General features: G+C 44.7%; 15 protein-coding genes. 7 read left to right on the top strand and 8 right to left on the bottom strand.

Annotation, left to right across the window (positions count from 1 at the left end; genetic code table 11):
• Window positions 1–20 precede the first annotated feature (20 nt).
• The 8 genes from QWZ01_RS09400 to QWZ01_RS09365 form a co-directional block, all read right to left on the bottom strand.
• A complete protein-coding gene (locus tag QWZ01_RS09400) occupies window positions 21–1520 on the bottom strand; it encodes an FAD-dependent monooxygenase (protein WP_290323053.1) in 1500 nt (499 codons plus the stop codon).
• 153 nt (window positions 1521–1673) lie between these two features.
• Window positions 1674–2852: an FAD-dependent monooxygenase gene (locus QWZ01_RS09395; RefSeq protein WP_290323052.1), complete on the bottom strand. Its 1179-nt coding sequence runs from the start codon at window positions 2850–2852 to the stop codon at window positions 1674–1676.
• Between the two features lie 133 nt (window positions 2853–2985).
• Complete coding sequence (locus tag QWZ01_RS09390) at window positions 2986–4521, bottom strand: lipase maturation factor family protein (protein WP_290323051.1); 1536 nt, start codon at window positions 4519–4521, stop codon at window positions 2986–2988.
• A gap of 139 nt (window positions 4522–4660) precedes the next feature.
• Complete coding sequence (locus tag QWZ01_RS09385; protein WP_290323050.1) at window positions 4661–5752, bottom strand: efflux RND transporter periplasmic adaptor subunit; 1092 nt, start codon at window positions 5750–5752, stop codon at window positions 4661–4663.
• Window positions 5753–5759: 7 nt separating this feature from the next.
• Complete coding sequence (locus QWZ01_RS09380) at window positions 5760–8999, bottom strand: efflux RND transporter permease subunit (RefSeq protein ID WP_290323049.1); 3240 nt, start codon at window positions 8997–8999, stop codon at window positions 5760–5762.
• A gap of 3 nt (window positions 9000–9002) precedes the next feature.
• Entirely contained in the window at window positions 9003–10397 is a 1395-nt protein-coding gene (locus QWZ01_RS09375) for a TolC family protein (RefSeq protein ID WP_290323048.1), read from the bottom strand.
• Between the two features lie 109 nt (window positions 10398–10506).
• Window positions 10507–10881 (bottom strand): hypothetical protein, encoded by a 375-nt coding sequence (locus QWZ01_RS09370; RefSeq protein WP_290323047.1) that lies wholly within the window; start codon window positions 10879–10881, stop codon window positions 10507–10509.
• 142 nt (window positions 10882–11023) lie between these two features.
• On the bottom strand, window positions 11024–11386 hold the full coding sequence (locus QWZ01_RS09365) for a DUF1304 domain-containing protein (protein WP_290323046.1): 363 nt from the start codon (window positions 11384–11386) through the stop codon (window positions 11024–11026).
• Between the two features lie 271 nt (window positions 11387–11657).
• On the opposite strand from QWZ01_RS09365, the gene QWZ01_RS09360 reads away from it, so the two are divergent.
• The 7 genes from QWZ01_RS09360 (at window position 11658) to QWZ01_RS09330 (ending at window position 20388) form a co-directional block, all read left to right on the top strand.
• The gene (locus QWZ01_RS09360) at window positions 11658–13253 is read left to right on the top strand and encodes a glycerol-3-phosphate dehydrogenase/oxidase (protein ID WP_290323045.1); all 1596 of its coding nucleotides are present in this window, start codon (window positions 11658–11660) and stop codon (window positions 13251–13253) included.
• 274 nt (window positions 13254–13527) lie between these two features.
• Window positions 13528–15036 (top strand): glycerol kinase GlpK, encoded by a 1509-nt coding sequence (glpK, locus tag QWZ01_RS09355; protein WP_290323044.1) that lies wholly within the window; start codon window positions 13528–13530, stop codon window positions 15034–15036.
• Window positions 15037–15089: 53 nt separating this feature from the next.
• Entirely contained in the window at window positions 15090–15818 is a 729-nt protein-coding gene (locus tag QWZ01_RS09350) for an MIP/aquaporin family protein (protein ID WP_290323043.1), read from the top strand.
• A gap of 12 nt (window positions 15819–15830) precedes the next feature.
• A complete protein-coding gene (locus QWZ01_RS09345; protein WP_290323042.1) occupies window positions 15831–17165 on the top strand; it encodes a GntP family permease in 1335 nt (444 codons plus the stop codon).
• A 4-nt stretch (window positions 17166–17169) separates the two neighbouring features.
• Window positions 17170–18300, top strand: a complete 1131-nt coding sequence (locus QWZ01_RS09340) for a glycerate kinase family protein (protein ID WP_290323041.1) — start codon at window positions 17170–17172, stop codon at window positions 18298–18300.
• 96 nt (window positions 18301–18396) lie between these two features.
• Window positions 18397–19896 carry a flavin monoamine oxidase family protein gene (locus tag QWZ01_RS09335; RefSeq protein ID WP_290323040.1) on the top strand — a complete coding sequence of 500 codons (1500 nt, stop codon included), beginning with the start codon at window positions 18397–18399 and terminating at the stop codon, window positions 19894–19896.
• Window positions 19897–19941: 45 nt separating this feature from the next.
• Window positions 19942–20388 carry an SRPBCC family protein gene (locus QWZ01_RS09330; protein WP_290323039.1) on the top strand — a complete coding sequence of 149 codons (447 nt, stop codon included), beginning with the start codon at window positions 19942–19944 and terminating at the stop codon, window positions 20386–20388.
• Window positions 20389–20483 lie beyond the last annotated feature (95 nt).

Genomic DNA, 20483 nt, shown 5'->3' with positions numbered 1-20483 from the left:
TGTTTTTGAGTTGGTCTAAGTTACACTTCCTGCCTGATCATAAATTTATCCAGATAGGTGCTGATGGCTGTTTCATCTGTACCATTTGCAATCAGGCCGATATAGCCATCGGGCCGGATAACATACACATTGGCCAAACTGCCGAATGATGCAGCTGCTTCATTATCCAGAGTAAAAGTTTTTACCTGATCGCCATAGCGTTCACTCAACCTTTCAATTGATACGTTAGCCGGAGCAAATTTTAATATGGTGAAATGCGTACCACGGTACAGATCAAATAGCCTGCGCCCATCAGGTAATTGCCCATCTGGTGCGCGGTCGCCGGCCTGCAACCCGTCAGGTTGTTCATTATTTTGTTTGCTTAATGAGCTGTAACGATAATTGAGATTGAGTTGGGTTGTATCTTTTGTACCAATGGTATGTAAGCCGCCATCGCCGGTTTTTAATGAGTCGGTCATTATTTTTTGACGTTCCGAGCTGATGTTCAGTGTCCAGGCAGCAATTGGCAGGCGTTCTTCCTCATAAGTATCCAGCAGGCTTTCATTTGCCTGCTCTGTTAACACCGCCGCAAGTTTCCACCCCAGGTTATAAGCATCCTGGATGCCGGTATTCATACCTAAGCCACCAGCTATGGAGTGAGCATGGGCGGCATCACCAGCTATGAAAACCATCCCGGAACGGTAACGATCGGCCATGCGTACGTTAACCCGGTAAAGAGAGGCCCAGGTAGCGTTTTTCAGTGTTACGCCTTCCATACCGGTACGTTCGGCAAACAGGCGCCTGAACGTTTCCAGGCCGGGCTCTGCTAATTTGCCATCGGCATCGGGCAGGGCGATGGTTTGTACCTGCCAGCTATCGGTGCATTTAAAGGGACATAAGGCAAAGCCGAAACCTACTTCCGGATGCAGCCATATATGCCAGGCATCTGGTGTTAATCCATCTACCTGCACATCCCCAACAAAAGCACGTTCATCTTCATGGGTTTCGCCCTCAAAATTGATACCTAATGCTTTTCGCACAGTACTTTTGCCTCCATCGCAACCGATCATATAAGCACACTGCACTGTTTCTTCGCCTTGCGTTGTTTTTAATACAGCGCTTACCTGATTATCTGTTTGTGAAAAGTTTATAAGCTCGGTTCCGAGTTCTACTTTAATACCGAGTGTTTGCAATTTGGCGCGCAAAACTTCTTCTACCTTCCACTGCGGTATTATTACTCCCTGAACATACCTGGTATCGGTTCGTTGAAAAACTTCACGTTTTACATCACCCAGCAGTGTATTGCCATTATAACGTCTGAAAATAAGATCAGTGCTTCCGGCTGCAAGCAGTTCATCGGCAATGCCAAGGTCGTCCATAACTTCCAGGCTGCGTGGTTGCAGTCCCTTGGCTCTTGAACCATTTGGGTATTCTGCTGAACGTTCTATAATTCTGACCTGGATGTTTCTTCGGGCTAATTCACACGCAAGAGTAAGGCCGGTAGGGCCGGCGCCAATAATAAGTACAGGTAAATGTTTCATTGCAACTACTGCTGTTATAATGTTTCTAAATTTTAAGACGCACAGCAATTTGGTTTGTTACGATTTTTATGGCATTCACAATAAGCTTGCTGTGCAATTGAAGAAACCTGAAGCAGGTAGGGTTTCCGAAGTAAATTTAATTAAATTCAAATGTTAGGCATAGCTTTTTGGCCTGATGGTATTAGCCGCTTTAGTGGGCATTTCAATCATCATGTTTTTCCAGGGGGTATGCGGTAATATCTTCCAGATCTGCTGACTCATCCACAGTTTAAATTTGGTTTGGGGAACAAACCACTCGACACCTTCAGCAAGTTTTTGGCAGGCTGTTACGAGTGGCCGCATTTGCGTTTCGTAACTGCTGAATGCTGTTCTATGATCGCCGTTTGCTGTTTTTAATTCACCAGCTAAAATATAGGCACCTATAACAGCCATACTGGTACCCATGCCTGACATGGGCGAGGCACAATATCCGGCGTCTCCAAGGAGCACTACCCGCCCTTTAAACCAACGATCCATCCTGATCTGGCTAACCGAGTCAAAATAAAAGTCGGTAGCACTATCCATTAGTTCCAATAACTGTGGTACCTGCCAGCTTTCGGTTTTAAAGTGCTCGCGTATGATCTCTTTTTGCTGGCTGATATCCCTGTAATTGTAATTAAGTTGTGGGGATGCAAAATAGAAACTTGCCCTTGCCTCCGTATCTTCCCGGGCACTAAAAAAGCCAACACGTTTGCCCAGGCTGCCATAATACAAACCTGCCATATGCTGCAGGTTCATAAAATTGGGCGTACTGAAAATAGCGAAGTAAATGCCGAGATGATGCATAAACAACGATTCGGAACCAAATGTTAAAGCTCGTACATTAGAGTGCAAACCATCGGCACCAACAACCAAATCAAAGTGCCTTGTGCGGCCGCTGCTAAAGCTAACGGTTACGCCGTTGCTATCTTCCTGCAGGGCTGCTATACTATCATCAAACAGGTATTCTGTATTATTTTTTGTGGCCTCATAAAAAACGTTTGCCAAATCGCCCCGCAGTATTTCTAATTCGCCGCTGGTAAAGCCATCAGGCATGCTGGCCAGCTTTTGATTGTTCTTATCTACAATGGTGATTTTACCCGCACGGGTTTCAAACTTTTTGATCTCATCAATAATATCCATCTGTTCCAGAACCTGCATCGCAGGGCCGCGGAAATCAATAGCATATCCGCCCTCGCGAATACCCGGAGCTCGCTCCACAAGGGTTACCTCAAAACCGTAGCGATTTAGCCATAATGCCAATGCCGGCCCGGCAACACTGGCCCCTGAAATGAGTATCTTTTTATTTTGCATACAGCCAATCTAAGCCGGTTCGGTTAGTATGACAATCAAAAATGGGTTAAGCAGTGGGCTAAGTCGGTAAAGTGCCGATTTTTAGCGGTAAACCGTCAGCGCTATGCGGAGCATAATTAAAACCCGGTCCCGTTCATTTAAGCCATTCCCTGCTTTTTAAAAATTCAATCAAAACTGAATCTTTTGCGGACATTACCGGAAGCCAGAGGTCTGTTTTTTCGCGATTCCATTTAGCACCCTGCGGATTGCCGGGTTTGGCGAAGTTATAACGATACCGGACTGCCCGGATATAAAGAGGAGGCTTGTTTGGAAACGGATTTCCGGCAAATAAACCTACAGCATCCGGGTCATTATGAAGGAGTTTCCATGCAAGGTTATACGTCCATGGGTATTGGTCGGCCGATGACATGGCTGCAAACCACATTTGCCAGTCGAGCCGTAGCTGATAGGGCGCTACCTGAGGTGATTTTCCGTTTAGTGTGGTGGGTAAGCCTTTATAAATGTAGGGCTTCCAGTTTGCCTTATCGTCCGGATTTTCATCGGCTGTACCTTCAAATACAACATTTAAACGTTCCTGACCAACCGAACCGAAAGCCCCGTAGGTGTTCACCAGATCAAGCGGATCAAAAGAGCTGTTCATTACCTGCCCGGGCGATAGCATATTTATTGCCGGTTGAATACTTAAAATACAAACTAATGTAGTAACCACCCAGGAAGTGATGTTCATCGGTTTTGATTCATCTGCATTAATAGCAGCGGCTTCAGCCTTTCGAACAAGATATTGAGGCAGCAATCGTGCCCAGAAACTATCATCAAAACAAGCTAGGGCAGGAATAATAGTTAACCAGTTTAAAAAGGAAAGATTTCCGCTTAATATGATTGCAAATTGAAACACTACTATTATTATACCGGCTATGTGCCGGGCCAATCGGGGGCCAAATACAAACCAAGGGGCAATCAACTCCGCCAGCCAGTTAAACCATACACCAATTTTTAACATGGTATGCGGTAAAAAATGGAACCACCTTGATAAAGGGCCAGGTATAGGCTGCGTTTCAAAATAATAGTAAAGCGCGGTGCCATTACGCCATACCTCATCGCCGCGATATTTGATGAGCCCGGCACCCAGCATAATACGGCATATAAGCCAGCGAAAAAGTATTATGATGAGTATTGGTGGAGGTCGCTTAGGGAACGGCTGCACACTCAGCATAGGGCAAAGAAAAATAGCCAAAAATCCGGTTTCGGTTAGCTGAATTTCCCAGCCGTAACCGTACCATTCCTGGCCTGCATGTACAAATGAGATGTATAACATCCAAAGCAAAGTCAATATAGGTGCATTCACGTATCCAGCCATTACAATGCATGACAGTATAAACCCAACCCATGCAGTGGTTAAAAGGGTGGTATCTGAATGCCAAAACCAAAACAAAGAGGGCAGGCGTACAAAGCCTGCACCGGTTGATCCTAATGCGTTGCCTACCTGTTTAAAATATATATCTAACGGGAGCAATCCATTACTGCCTATCAGCGGAATGATCTGATTAATGGCAACCAAAAATGCTACCGCGTATACCAGGCCCAGCAAGCGAAGTATAACATAACGGGTAAGCCAATAACTTGGTGGATTGCCCCGAATATTAAACACGCTTGGTGAGCCGCTATTCATAAATGTTTTTTATAAATATAGTACACCGGTAAGCGGCAGATGGTTTTTCTGGTTATTTATAAATGAGCGTAAACAGCGCAATTCATGCTGTTAAAGTAGAGGCTGTTAACTGCCAAACAGAAAACAGCCACTAATTAATTTAGTTTACTTCATCACCTTCTTTCATATCATCATTGGCCCGGGTTATAACCTTGTCTTCGGGTTTCAGGTCACCAAAAACTTCAGTCATGTCCTTATTGGTCAAGCCTTCTTTAACGTCAATAAGGAAGGCTTTTTTGTTCCGCACGGCAATAATATATTCACGCTCGGTTGATCTTACAATTGCGCTGTTGGGTACTAATAATGATTTCGCACCTGAAAGCATCGGTATCTCTACTTCGGCATACATGCCCGGTTTCAGATCATTGTTTTTGTTCATCACATCAATCTCAATAGCTTCTGAGCGCATACTACCTAAAGCATTTGCCGAGCGACTTATTTGGGCTTTTTGCTGCATGCCGGGCATGGCGTTAAACGTAAAAGTTACAGGTTGTTTAAGATCAACTTTATCCACGTAGTTTTCAGGAATTGCTACTTCTAAACGCATTTTTTTGGTGTCCTGTAGTACCAGCATGGGCTGGTCGGTAACTTTACCCGGAGATACTAATGCCCCTGGCGATACATTACGCTGAACAATAACTCCATCAAACGGAGCGTAGATACGCAGGTAACCCTGCATCGTTTTAACTGACTCTACGTTTGATCTTTCGGCCTGTGTAATAGCTTCGTCAGCTTTCATCCTTGAAATGGCATTGTCCAGGTCAAGGGGTGAAACAGAACCTGGCTCGGCTGCGGCTTCTTTTAAGCGCTGATATTTTTCTTTACTGGCATTTGCCGATTCCTGTACCTGCAGATAGCGGGAATTGGCTGCCTGCAACTGCGATTCCATTTCAGGCGCTTCAAGGGTAAGCAGTAATTGTCCTTTTTTTACCTCGGTGCCACGGTCAACATAAATATCCTTAACAAATCCGTTCACTCTCGGGAAAATGTTTACAGAATTAAACGGATTCAACTGCCCTGGCAAGCGAACGGATGAAGACAATGCTTTTTCTATCACATTGCTGGTTGCATCGCGGGGCGAAATGCTTGATTTGTGGGTTTCGGATGCTGTAAGATCAACCGGTTTTTGGTTGCCCGAACAGGCATATAATGAACAGCATATGGCTGCTAATAATAGTGCTTTATATTTCATGATGATGTTATGCATTAATGGTTTCAGGTTCAGATTCGTTTACAGGCATAAGGGTAGGCGATTGATAGGTGGTTTTATTTTGCACCCATGCAAACACCTGGGGCAGAATGAATAAAGCTGCCAATGTTGAAGCTATCAGACCAACAATAACAGCCCTGCCAAGCGGTGCCGATTGCTCACCAGCCTCGCCCATGCCTGATGCCATGGGTATCATGCCGGCAATCATGGCCATACTGGTCATGAGTATGGGCCTTAGCCGTACCGATGCGCTGGTTATAGCCGCACGGGTGGCGTTCCGGTATTCGATCCGCAGGTTTTCGGCATTGGTTACGATCAGGATGGCGTTGGCCACGGATACACCTACCGACATGATCATACCCATGTATGATTGCAGGTTAAGTGTTGATCCTGTAATGAGCAGCATCAGTAATGACCCAAATACAACTGCCGGCACTGTGCTCAATACCGTTAACGATACTTTGAACGATTGGTAATTGGCGGCCAGCAATAAAAAGATAACCAATATGGCAAATAGTAATCCGTTCTGGAGGCTCGCAAGCGTATCAACCAACAAGCCCGACATGCCGCCTATAGTGGCTACCAAGCCCTTTGGCGGTGCACCAACTGCATTTATGGCCTTTTGAACATCATTAGTAGCTTTGGCCATGTCTGTTTTATAAATATTGGCACTTACGGTAACAAAGCGCCTCGGGCCGCTGCGGTCATATTCGCCGGGTACATAACTGGTTTTAAAGGTGGCAATGTCATTAAGTACTGGGCTACTTTGTCCCTTTACCAGTGGAATTTCCTTTAGCTGATCCATCGTGTTCATCACATACTCTGGTACCTGTACCTGTACCTGGTAGGTGTAAGCTCCTTTTTCATCAAGCCATAAATTCTTTTCGGTAAATCGGCTTGATGAGGTGCTTGCTGTTACTGAACGGGCTATATCCTTAATGTTCAAGCCAAGTTGCGCGGCCTTGAGCCTATCAAGCGTAATTCCTATTACCGGAAAACGTAAAGGTTGAACTATCTGCACATCGCGCAGGTAATTGATCTGCTTAAGTTTGCTCACTACCTTGTTGGCATAACCCTCAATTTGCTGCATATCTTTCCCCGCTATCTGAACTTCAACAGGGGTAGATGCACCCTGGCTCATGATCTTTTCGGTCATGTCAATGGGTTCAAAGGTTATCTTAAGTTCGGGCAATGCGTAAGCTATGTTTTTGCGCAACGCGTCCTTCAGTTCATCAAGATTTACTTTGTATTTTTCATCAAGGTTAACCTGTAAAACGGCTTCGTGCGTGCCGGTATTAAAAATATAGAGGTTGCTGCTACCGTAACTGCTGGGTACCAGGCCAATGTATCCTGATGATATCTCCACATGATTATTCACCGTTTTATTGATGATCTGCAATACCTGCTTAAATTTATCTTCGGTGCGTTCCAGGCGGGTGCCTTCAGGTTCTTTTATACGCATCTGAAACTGGCCGTTATTGAGTTTAGGCATCATGTCTTTACCAATTATCACGAAGCATATACCTGCCAGCACGATTACGATAATGAGGTATGCGGGTACAATGATCTTTTTACGCGGCATCCAGCCCGACAAGATTTTCGTGAAGCGGGTCTTTATTCGCTCAAAAAAATCATTTTTTTCGGGCTCATGCTGTTCATGATGCTGATGACGGTTTATCTGGATGATCTCATCGTCGTCAAGGCCTTCTCCTGCATGGGCGTGTATTTCATCGTGATGATAGTGTTGGTACTGTTCGGCTTTAATTAGCCAGTTGCTTAAAATAGGTACCACTGTTTGAGCCAGTACGTATGATACGATCATGGTCAACCCGATGGATAATGACAATGGCAAAAACATAGCTTTCGGCACCCCGCTCATCATGAATGATGGCGCAAATACAGCCAAAATACAAAGCAAAATAAGCAGTAGCGGAAAGGCAATCTCCTCGCAGGCATCATAAATAGCCCGGCGTTTATCTTTACCCATTTCCAGGTGCTGGTGTATGTTTTCAATGGTTACCGTGGCCTGGTCAACAAGGATGCCGATAGCCAGCGCCAAGCCGCTCAGGGTCATGATATTGATGGTTTGACCGAACAAACTGAGTAACAATACCCCGATCAGGATAGATACCGGGATGGTGATCACCACGATCAAGCTGCTTCGCCAGTCGCGTAGAAATAGCAGTACCATTAGCCCGGTAAGTAATGCACCTAAGCCGCCCTCGGTCATGAGGCTTTTTACTGCATTCACCACAAATACCGATTGATCAAATGCATAAGAGATCTTGACATCATCGGGAAGCAGCGATTGCATTTCCGGCAGTTTAGCCTTTAGGTTTTGCACCACTGTCCAGGTAGAGGCATCAGCAGTTTTTACCACCGGAATATACACCGAGCGTTTACCGTTAATGAGGGCATAATCTACCGTAACGTCTGCGGCATCGGCCACACGGGCCACGTCTTTCACAAAAATGGGCACACCGTTTTTTGTTTTTACAGGGATGCTGCCAAAGTTGTCGGCGTTTTTAATGAGCGAGTTCATGGTAGTGAGGTAGATGGTATTATCCAATCTCAAATTACCCGAAGGCGACATCACGTTGAATTTGGATAAGGCATCAACCACCTCATCGGGTGTTAAGTTATAGCTGCGCAGCTTATCAGGGTCAACGTTGATAGTAATGGAGCGGGCATTAGCTCCAAAAGGTGGCGGTGCCGATAAACCGGGAATAGTTGCAAACATGGGCCTGATACGGGTTGCCGCCAGATCATAAATATCTTTAAGGCTGCGCGACGGACTTGAGAAAACCAATTGGCCAACGGGTAGCGACGAAGCATCAAACCTGATAACCTGCGGCGGTAATGCACCCGGTGGAAAAAAGCTTGTAGCCCTGTTTACCTGCAAGGCAACCTGGGCCGAAGCTTCGGCCATGTTGGTGCTTTCGTAAAACTCCAGTTTAATAAGTGTTAGCCCCTGTATGTTTTTACTGGTGATATTTTTTATACCATTGATATACAGAAACTGGTTTTGCAAACCAGTAGAGAAGAAACCCTCCATTTGCTGCGGCGACATACCACCGTACGACTCAATAACGTATATGGTTGGCAGGTTTAACTGCGGAAAAATGTCTATCGGGATTTTTATAGCGCTAAGCACGGCAAATATCAACAGGCTAAGTGTAATTACTATAGCTGTTACTGGCCTTTTAAGCGCTGATGTTACCATTGACATAGCTTAATTATTTAAAAGATTTAATATTGAACTGACTTGATTAGTTGTAACCGCTTTTTGAAAAAAGGCGCTGGAATAAGCATATTTGGCTTGTGCGTAATCAGTCTCGGCCCTATAAAGGATATTGAGGGCTGCGTTGAGCTCGATAATATCGGTAAGACCGCTTTTGTAAAGCGATAGTTTTTGCCTGTACCCAGCAGTAGCTGCCCTAAGCTGGTCAGGTATTTCTATAAGCCGCTGTTTGGCGGTGTTCAATTCTTCATCGGCCTGGTTAATGCTTACGCTGAGGAGTTTTTTTTGCTCGTCCAGCTTCTTTTGGGCATAGTAAGTCTCCGCTTTTTGGGTACGAACTTTCAGTTGCCTGCGTCGGATATCAAAAAGGTTATAAGATATACCTATACCAACCAGGTAGTTGCTTCGGTCAAAGCCCCAACCGTTTGAAAGGCTGTTGAAACGATCATTGGCATCTATGCTTGAACCACGGCCCCAGGCAGCGGCTTCAACCAATATTTTAGGATTGTATTGTTTTTTGACAAGCTCTTCCTTTTGAAGATTATTTTGCAAAACCGATCTGTAATAACTGATAACCGGATGATTTGCTGTATCAGGACTGATAGCTGAGGCCGCTAATACAGGCATGGCTAAGTTTTTTTCGGCATTGGTATCTGGCACTATGGATTGATAGGGCAGGCCGCTTACGGCAGATAACTGTAATTGTACCTGCTTGTACTGGTTGTTCAATTCAATATAGTTTAAGCGTGCTTTGGAGAGTTCGGCCTCGGCAATGCTGGTATCAACACCCGGCCTTACACCGCTTTTTGCTAATGATTGTATAGAACGCCTGATTTGCTGGTTGCGGGCAATATTGCGTACCTGGATGGCTAAATAGTTTTGCAGCCTGAGTAGTTGCAGGTAATATCCAATAGTATAAGCCTGCAGTTGGTATTTTAATTGCGCGAATTTGTTTTGCTCAACGCTGATATTTGATGAAGCTACCTTGTTTTGAGCGGCATAAGCGCCAAAATTGTAAACTTCCCAATCAAGCGAGGCAATACCCAGGTTGGTGAGCGATGCGCTGGTGTTACTTTCTGTACGTACCCCGCGCGAGTTGGATGGGATTATACCAAAGCCAAAATAAGGACCTGCTGTGTTGTTATTAGTGCCCACATCGGCCTGGTAATTTAAATGCAGGTTAGGTAGCCAGCTGCTGCGGGTTTCGGCTGCTTCATTTTGGCGGATGCCTATAGCAGCCGAATCGGTTATTAATGTAGGGGCGTTTTCATCTACCCGGTTCAGCAACTCTTTTAAAGTAACCGCGGTAGGTGATTGCTGAGCCTTGGCGCATATGGCATAAAATAGCAATATGGCAATGCCCACGCATCGTTTAAGATCGAGCATCTTAGTATAATGTTTAAGGAATTTGATAATGAAAAATGAAACTCATCTATCGTTTTCAGATGGATGTTAAGTCATGCTGAAGATATCAGCAACAGGGAAGAGGAAATTATCAAATATTAAGTTTGCGCACCAATAGGTATCGATGCAAGGGAAGGCTCTGGCTTCGTCTGATGTCAGTTAAAAAACCAATGGTTAGATATGGCGCCGATTGTAAAACCGCGTTGAAAAACTTATCTAAGAAGAAAGTAAATAATAGCAGTAACGCCATTACAGGATTGGAGAGGCGTTGTTGTACGGCAGTAACATCGTACTCGCTGTCCTCAACGTATTCCTGTTTGCGTTTGGTAAAGGCTTTCGCAAAAATATTGGTATCGGTTTCGGTTTCATTTTGCAAACGGCCGCAAAAGCTAAAACCAATAAATGGTTTTGCCGCAAGTGCCAAAACAGCCAAAAATAAAAAATACCTGATCACTGACGATTGCATAGTACTTCTAAAAACCTTTATCAAAGGTGAAAAGAAAAATAATAAAGAATGGTTCCGTAACTAAAAAGTTGCAATGGTAAACCGTTTTTTGTGGTTTACATACTGGCGTTTACTTCTTTGATGCCGATAGTAATCATAAATATTACAACCCAATTAAAATAAGCACTATGGTGATTAAAGCAGGCAGAGCCTGTATGTAAAATATTTTTCTGGTAACAGTAATTGAACCATATAACCCTGCAATGGTAACACAAGCCAAAAAGAACAGTGCTACATTATTATGCCATTGTGCATCGCTAATAAAAAACGTCCAGAACAGGCCCGCAGCCAAAAAACCATTATAAAGGCCCTGGTTGGCGGCCAGCGTTTTGCTGTTTTGGAGTTCGGCTACCGGTTTATTGAATGCTTTGGGGCCGCGGGTTGTCCAGGCGAACATTTCCAGCCACAATATATAGCCATGTATAACAGCGATAAGGCCAATCAGGATACTGATGATGAGGTTCATGGGCTTTTGGTTATAGTATATAAATGTAGCAAATTTAAATGCAAGGTATAACTACATCTATTGTATTTGATCTGGGTAATTCAATTGGTTTCGATTTGTTTCATATTTCCTATTCTGTTTGTCTTTTTGGCACGATAATGATGGCTTTAGAAGCTTTTAATGTTGTTATTTATAAAAGTTGACTTGTATGGTGTTTTGTTTTGTTTCTAATTGTTATTGTTTTAATTTTGATTAGGAAATCGAAACTGATTGCCGCATAAGTAATAATACCATGGGCATAACTGCAACCGACAGAAACAGCATAGTAAAAACCTTAGCCGATAATCCGGACAAAATTTGGGATGTAGTTATAGTAGGCGGCGGGGCTACGGGTTTGGGTGCCGCGCTTGATGCGGCATCAAGGGGGTATACAACTCTGTTGCTGGAGCAAGCCGATTTTGCAAAAGGTACTTCGAGCAGAAGTACCAAATTGGTTCATGGTGGTGTGCGTTATCTGGCTCAGGGAGATATTGGTTTGGTGCGCGAGGCTTTACATGAGCGGGGTTTGTTGCTCAAAAACGCGCCTCACCTGGTAAAAAATGAATCATTTATCATTCCTAATTATGAATGGTGGGGTGGTGCTTTTTATACCATTGGCTTAACACTTTACGATTTGCTGGCTGGCAAACTTGGCTTTGGCAGGGCAAAACATATCTCCAAAAAAGAAGTGATTGAAAAGCTGCCAACCATTAATCCAAAGGGATTATATGGTGGCGTAGTATATCACGACGGGCAGTTTGATGATTCGCGGCTGGCGGTTAACCTGGCCCAAACCTCTTTAGAACAGGGTGCAACCATACTTAATTATTTTAAGGTGGTTAGCTTGATTAAAGATAACGAACAGAAAATAGCCGGCGTAGTAACTGTTGACCAGGAAACCGACCAAACTTATCATGTTAAAGCAAAAACTGTAATTAATGCTACCGGAGTATTTGTTGATGATCTGCTGCAGATGGATAAACCTGGCAAAAAGCCGCTGGTTAGGCCAAGTCAGGGCGTACACCTCGTACTTGACAGGTCATTTATGCCTGGCGAAGATGCGCTCATGATCCCAAAAACAGAAGATGGGCGGGTACTTTTTGCTGTTCCCTGGCATGATAAACTGGTGGTTGGCACAACCGACACGCCAATTGATGACCATGATCTGGAGCCGCGGGCATTGGATGAAGAGGTGAGTTTTATCATTCGTACAGCCGAAAAATACCTGGTAAAAACGCCAACACGCAAAGAAGTACTCAGCGTGTTTGCAGGTCTGCGTCCCTTGGCTGCTCCCCAAGGAGACTCGGCCAAAACAAAGGAAATTTCGCGCAGCCATAAATTACTTGTTTCAGAATCGGGACTCATCACCATGACCGGGGGCAAATGGACAACTTACCGTCGCATGGGCGAAGATACCATTGATAAAGCCATCGAAATTGGTAAATTAACACCGAAGCCAAGCGTGACCAAAAATCTGCCTATACATGGCAGTAAAACCAATGTAAACCGTAATGATCATTTGTATGTTTACGGTAGCGACGAAGATGCTTTGCTAAACCTGCTCAAAGAAAATAGGGAGTGGGGGCAAAAGCTTCATCCGGATATGCCTTACATACAAGCCGAGGTAGTATGGGGCGTAAGGCATGAAATGGCCCGCAACGTGGAAGATATTTTGGCGCGCAGGGTAAGAGCGCTTTTCCTGAACGCACGCGCAGCTATTGATATGGCTCCGCAAGTGGCCAGCCTCATAGCTGTAGAATTGGATAAGGACGCTGTATGGCAGAAAGAGCAGGTTGAAAGCTTTACAGCTTTGGCAAACGGCTACCTGCTTGAACCGTACAAGAAATAATAGTTGAATCACCCGGATTGATCAGTCTTTCTGCTCATTGGGTAAAGAGGATAAATAAATTTGTCATTGCGAGCGTCGCGTGACAACCGCGAACTTTGCAGAGAAGACACATAGGGTTCGCGATTGCTTCGTTTCTCGCAATGACAATCTTTTTCTTTATCCTTCTGTCCGCCACAGCAAAGAGAGGAGTGACAAGCGCAGCGATGTCAAGGTAAGTCAAAAATTAAAAATAATATAAACCAATTTATTCCCCTAACCAGGGAAAATATACATTATGGAAGACTACATTTTAGCTTTAGACCAGGGCACAACCAGTTCCCGTGCTATAGTATTTGATCGCAAAGGGCAAATCAGATCTGTTGCCCAAAAAGAGTTTAAGCAAATATTTCCGCAATCGGGCTGGGTTGAGCATGACCCGAATGAGATTTGGGCATCACAGGCAAGTGTAGCCGCTGAGGCAACCGTAAAGATGGGCATAAACGGCACTAACTTGAAAGCAATAGGTATTACTAACCAACGCGAAACAACCATAGTATGGGACAGAGTAAGCGGCGAACCAATTTATAATGCCATAGTATGGCAGGATAGACGCACAGCTGCCTTTTGTGATGAACTGAAAAAACAAGGGCATGAACAGTTGATCCGCTCAAAAGCGGGATTGGTGATTGATGCATATTTCTCGGGTTCAAAGATCAGATGGATACTGGATAATGTGGAAGGTGCTCGTGCGAAAGCCGATAAAGGCGAGTTGGCTTTCGGTACTGTTGACAGCTGGCTGGTATGGAAGTTTACCCGTGGCAGGGTTCATATTACCGATGTTACTAATGCGGGCCGTACCATGCTGTTCAATATTCAAACTCAGCAATGGGATGATGAACTGATCTCTATTTTTGACATCCCCAAAAGCATGTTACCTGAGGTAAAACAATCGAGCGAGATCTACGGCGAAACTGCTACTACTATCTTTGCCTCAAAAGTTCCTATTGCGGGTATTGCCGGCGACCAGCATGCTGCCTTGTTTGGCCAGATGTGCATTGATAAGGCCATGGTTAAAAATACTTATGGCACAGGTTGTTTCATGCTGATGAACATTGGTGATGAATTTATCGAATCGAAAAATAACCTGTTAACTACCATAGCCTGGAAAATCAATGGTAAAATACAGTATGCTTTTGAGGGAAGTATATTTATAGGCGGAGCTGTGGTGCAGTGGCTGCGCGATGGTTTGGGTATAATCAAAACATCGGCAGATGTTGAGAAACTGGCCCTGACGGTTGATGATACCCAGGGAGTATATTTTGTGCCCGCATTTGCCGGTTTGGGCGCACCTTACTGGAAGCCCGATGTACGGGGAACTATTGTAGGCTTAAGTCGTGGTAGCACTTCATCGCACATTGCCCGGGCAGCGCTGGAATCCATAGCCTATCAAACCATGGATGTGTTGAAAGCAATGGAGGCTGATAGCGGTATGCAAATAGAAGAATTGAGGGTTGATGGGGGAGCTGCCAAAAACGATCTGTTGATGCAGTTTCAATCAAACCTGTTAAATTGTAAGGTGATACGGCCAAACGTGGTAGAAACCACCGCTTTGGGTGCAGCCTATCTTGCTGGCCTTGCCGTGGGGTATTGGGAGAGCGTAGAGGAGATACAACAGTTATGGCAATCTGAAAAGGAATTTACGCCGGATGCTGATCGTTCCGGGATGAATAAAGCTATACGTGGCTGGCGAAAGGCTATCCACGCAGCGCAGGACTGGACAGATGACTTGCCGGATTCTGAATGAGAATAACTATTTTTAGCTCACTAATTATATTATACCAATAAAATAAACCATATATGTCACCATTCATGGCCGAATTTATAGGCACCATGCTGCTTATACTTTTAGGTGATGGCGTAGTTGCCAACGTTGTTTTAAATGATACCAAGGGAAATAATAGTGGCTGGATGGTAATAACCACCGCCTGGGGATTGGCGGTTTTTGTGGGTGTTGTGGTCGCCGGGCCTTACAGTGGAGCACATCTTAACCCAGCGGTTACCATTGGGTTGGCCATAGCAGGCAAATTTGCATGGGCAAGCGTAATGCCATATATCGCAGCCCAGATATTAGGTGCAGCCGCCGGTGCTTTCCTGGTTTGGCTCATGTATTTTGATCACTTTCAGCGCACTAATAATCCTGACTCTATTTTAGCTGTTTATTGCACCGGACCTGCCGTGCGCAATTATGTATCCAACATCGCCAGCGAGATCATCGGTACATTTGTATTGATATTCACCATATTTTATATTTCAGGAGCCGAGATCACCCCAAGTAAAACACCAATAGGTATGGGTTCATTGGGCGCCATTCCGGTAGCTTTACTGGTTTGGGTAATTGGTTTGGCGCTTGGCGGTACCACAGGCTATGCCATTAACCCGGCCCGCGATTTGGGCCCGCGTATTATGCACGCCATTTTGCCCATGAAAAGTAAGGGAACCAGCGATTGGGCTTATGCCTGGATCCCAATTTTAGGGCCGGTGATCGGCACTTCCATCGCGGCATTTTTATACATGTACATGCATTAGTAATTATCAATCTTGACAGACCCGCAATCCCTCACGCGTATTTTAGTTTGTTTGGTAGCAGGCATTGCAGCTATTGTGCTACTTACTGCCCGGTTCAGGGTGCATGCCTTTTTCGCGCTCATCATTGCCTGTGTAATGGTTGGGGTAGGTATTGGCTTGCCGCTTAATGCTGTACTTACCATTGTAAAAGATGGCTTTGGTAATATCCTGAAGTCGTTGGGTTTATTGATAGTGTTAGGCACTACGCTTGGGGTAATACTGGAGCATACAGGATGTACCCGGGTAATGGCCAAAACTATCCTGAAAATTGTTGGTGAAAAGTACGCGCCCCTGGCCATGAGCCTGACGGGTTTTATTGTGGGCCTACCAATTTTTTGTGACTCTGGTTATATCGTATTAAGCGGGCTGAATAGATCTCTGGCAAAAACAACAGGTTTATCTTTGGCGGTGATGAGCACTTCGCTGGCTACGGGTTTATATGCGGTACATTGTATGATACCGCCGCACCCCGGCGCTGCTGCGGCTGCCGGTATTATAGGCGTTGATACCGGGAAATTGATGGTTACAGGTATATTGGTTGCCATTCCCGTTATGATCATTGGTTACCTTTGGGCAAATTATGCAGGCAGGAATGCTCAGGAAAAGGTTTTGGAAGAGGTTGACGTGATTGATCAATATCAAAAGTTGCCCTCTGTTGCACAGGCGTTTATGCCAGTGGTGATCCCTATTTTATTGATAGCCCTCAAATCATTCTTTGTAATTGAGCCAGGAACTTCCGGTAGATGGATGAATCTGCTGCTTTCTACCGGCGATCCTGTAATAGCATTAGCAATTGGCGTGTTGCTGGCCTGCATTGCGCTGCCTTCATTTAAAAAAGATGTTTTGGCGCCCTTGTTACAGGAAGGAGCCGAAAAAGCCGGCGGCATTTTAGTGATCATTGGTGCGGGAGGTGCCTTCGGCGCTGTTTTGGCAGCTGCTAAAATCGGTACACACTTAAGCAGTGCCTTGCAATTAGCAAGCATGGGAATATTGTTCCCGTTTTTATTAACCTTTATACTTAAAACAGCGCAGGGTTCCTCTACAGTAGCCATTATTACTGCCGCTTCTATTGTGTTGCCTTTGCTGCATACGCTTGGGTTAGATACTGATAAAGGACATTTACTTTGTGTTTTATCAATGGGTGCGGGGTCAATGATGATATCACACGCCAATGATGCGTACTTTTGGGTGATAGCCAAATTCTCGGGCCTCGAAATGAAAACCATGCTAAAGGTATATTCGCTGGCAACGGTATGGATGGGTTTAACAGCGCTGGCTATGGTTTACTTACTTTCTTATTTGCTTTAATTTTATGCACATTCTCATAGCTCCCAATGCTTTTAAAAACAGCCTTACCGCCGCTACGGCAGCTCAAGCTATTGAAAAGGGACTACAATCAAGTCCGCTGGAATGCACCACGCAATGTTTTCCGATTGCTGACGGCGGCGATGGAACAGCGAGCCTGATCATTCAGCAACTTCAGGGTGCGGTGGTTCAAACACGAGTACATGATCCTCTTGGGAGATTAATCACTGCTTCATTTGGTTTAATTGAAAACGACGGTACAGCCGTTATTGAAATGGCTGATGCATCAGGTTTGCGATTACTAAAGCAAGACGAATTAAATCCACTCCGGGCTACTTCATTTGGCACTGGTGAGCTGATTAAGGCTGCTCTTGACAAAGGTGTTAATCAGATATTGATTGCCATGGGTGGTTCGGCAACGGTTGATGGAGGCACCGGCATTTTAAAAGCGCTCGGGACAAGGTTCCTGGATGTTGAGGGATATGAACTGATCAACTTACCTGAAAATCTTGTTGATCTTCATGAAGTAGATATTAGCCAAATGGATACTCGCTTATCCAACTGCGAGATCGTGGTATTATGCGATGTGGATAATAAACTTTTAGGAGAAAAGGGTGCAGCAGCGGTGTTCGGCCCTCAAAAAGGTGCGGACGCTGATGGTGTTAAGAAGTTGGATGCCGCATTGACAAGATTGGCCGAAGTTACCCTGAAAATAACGGGTAAAGATATGACGGCTGTGAAATATGGAGGAGCCGCCGGTGGAGCATCTTCAGGTGTTTACGCCTATTTAAATGCCCGGCTTGTAAACGGAATAGAACATTTTTTAACACTTACCAGCTTCGATGTGGCCCTCGAACAAAGTGGTCTGGTTATTACCGGCGAAGGCAGTATCGACGAACAAACATTACAGGGCAAAGGCCCTTTTGGGGTTGCAAGCCGGGCAAAGCTGAAAAATTTGCCTGTAATAGCGCTCGCCGGTAAAGTGCCCCAGCAGGAAAATGAACAACTAAGCAAATATTTTGATGTGTTAATTGCTATAGGCAATGAACCTACTGATATTAAATCTGCAATAAAAAATACCGAACAAAACCTGGTACGTACTGCCCGGGAAATCGCAAAACTTCTTAAGCTGGGTTAATCAATCTTACTATGATAGGTAAATAATTTTTGAAGTGTCTTTTTATAAGTCGCTCTGAATTGTATATTTAGCTATCTGCCTGATTAACCGAAAAGCATGACCAACATTAAAAGAAGATCATTTATAAAAAATACCCTGCTGGCCGGCGCCGGATCTGTTTTGGCCCCACAGGTGCTGCATGCAGCTGAAGAATTAAATGCCAAACATGCGCCTGTTGAGCCAATAGTTATGCCGAATGGTAAAAAAGTAATAGTTGCGGGGGCGGGAATCACAGGCTTATGCTGTGCTTATGAACTGATGAAAAGCGGTCACGATGTTGTGGTGCTGGAAGCCAGTGGCAGGTATGGAGGCCATGTGTTTACCGGCCGTGATGGCCTGAGCGATGGTCTGTATGCCGATTACGGTGCCGATCATATCACTAAGCCAGGCTACGAACGCTTTTTTGAGTATGCCGATGAGTTTAAACTTAAAGTGATCCCGTATCCTCATGCCGAAGGATCGGAAGCTGCACCTGAAAATCATACACTAAAAATGATTGGCGGTAAGTTTTACACACCCGAAATGATGAAAGATCCGGCTGTGCTTGCCAAATTTGGTTTCAATGATAAGGAGGTTAAGTTTTTATCGCAAAATCCGCTTTATGAATTAAGCCAGTATTTTCTAAAACCCTACCTCTCTAAATTTACCGATCCCTATCAGCCGTTTGGTGTTGGTTATGATGATTACGACAAAATAGCTATCGCCGAAATTTATAAAAAGGAAGGAGCCTCACCGGCAGCACTCCGCTTTTTGGGTGGCAGTACCACTAATGCGCTTTATGCATTGTGGCGAACCGCTATCATGAATTTTAGGGGCATCCCGGCGTCTGAAGGAGATACTTTTCATCTTAAAGATGGTAACGAACAGTTGCCCATTGCTTTTGCCAAACGTTTGGGCAAACGCGTAAAATTGAACCATCCGGTTACGACCATAAAGCATAGCAGCACAGGTGTAACTGTTTCCTATAAACCATATGGTTTGGATAAGGTGCAGGATATGCAGGCTGATGTACTGGTTAATTGTATTACCCTACCCATATTTAAAAGCATCCCGGTTAGTCCGCCGTTGTCTCCAGAAAAAAAATATGTGGTTGACAGGATGGGATACTCTTCGCACCCTTTTTATGTATTTGAAGCCAGCTCTCGTTTTTGGCTCGATGATGGTTTTAAAACCATTAATATGGAATTTGAGCACCCGGATATATCATCCATATGGGAAGAAACCAACGAGGTGGATACCACCCGGGTTGTTTTAAAGGCTTTTGGCCCGGGCGGCCTTACACCCGAACGAGTTTTAGCCGCCTTCAGGAGTGTTTATCCCGGAAAGCACGATACCATAGAACAGGCTCTTACCTTTGACTGGACGAAAGACCGCTTTGCACCCGCCTGCGAAATGCAGCCTTTTCCGATAGGTACCATGCACAAGTTTTGGCCGCAGGTAATGCAGCCTGAAGGCAGGATATATTTTGCCGGAACCTATGCCGATAATATGAGCAGGGGTATGGAGTCGTGTATTCGTTCGGCACAACGTGTGGCACAGGAAATAAGTAAGCTTTAGCGTACATTTTTTTCGATAACAGCGTTATACCTGAACCAAGTATTTATGCCTGTGGATAATTGCATGGTTATGTTGAAACCGGTTAAGATCAGTCGTCATTTTTCTGTTTCGGCAGAGCGGGTTTTTGATGCCTGGCTCAACCCGGCGGTAATTAAGCTGTGGATGTTCAAAAGCGCCGTAAACGAAATTGTAAACGTAAAGATACAGCGCTGGGTAGGTGGCAGATTCTCTATTCTGGAACAGAGCGAAGATGGTGAGATAGATCATTTTGGTGAGTACAAAGAGATAACCGGCCCGCGCAGGCTGGGCTTTTCGTTGGAGGTGCCTCATCATTTTCCGGGTGTTACTGTGGTAGATATTCAGATTGATCCTGATATTAATGGCTGTAATCTTACCCTGACCCAGACAGGTGTTCCCGCTAAAATAACTGAAGGCTCCTGGACAGAAATGCTTCATAATTTAGAGTTACTGTTAAGTAAAAAGAGCCAGTGATTCTGCAGTTAACAATTACTTAAATATTTCTTATTGTGCTTTAGGCTGTGGCTTTAATATCTTAGGCGCCGCAAACCGGTAATTAATGCCCGGTA

Origin of the sequence: Mucilaginibacter aquaedulcis, assembly GCF_030409325.1 — a bacterium.
Taxonomy (GTDB): Bacteria; Bacteroidota; Bacteroidia; order Sphingobacteriales; family Sphingobacteriaceae; genus Mucilaginibacter; species Mucilaginibacter aquaedulcis.
This window is presented reverse-complemented; position numbering and strand designations above follow the sequence as displayed.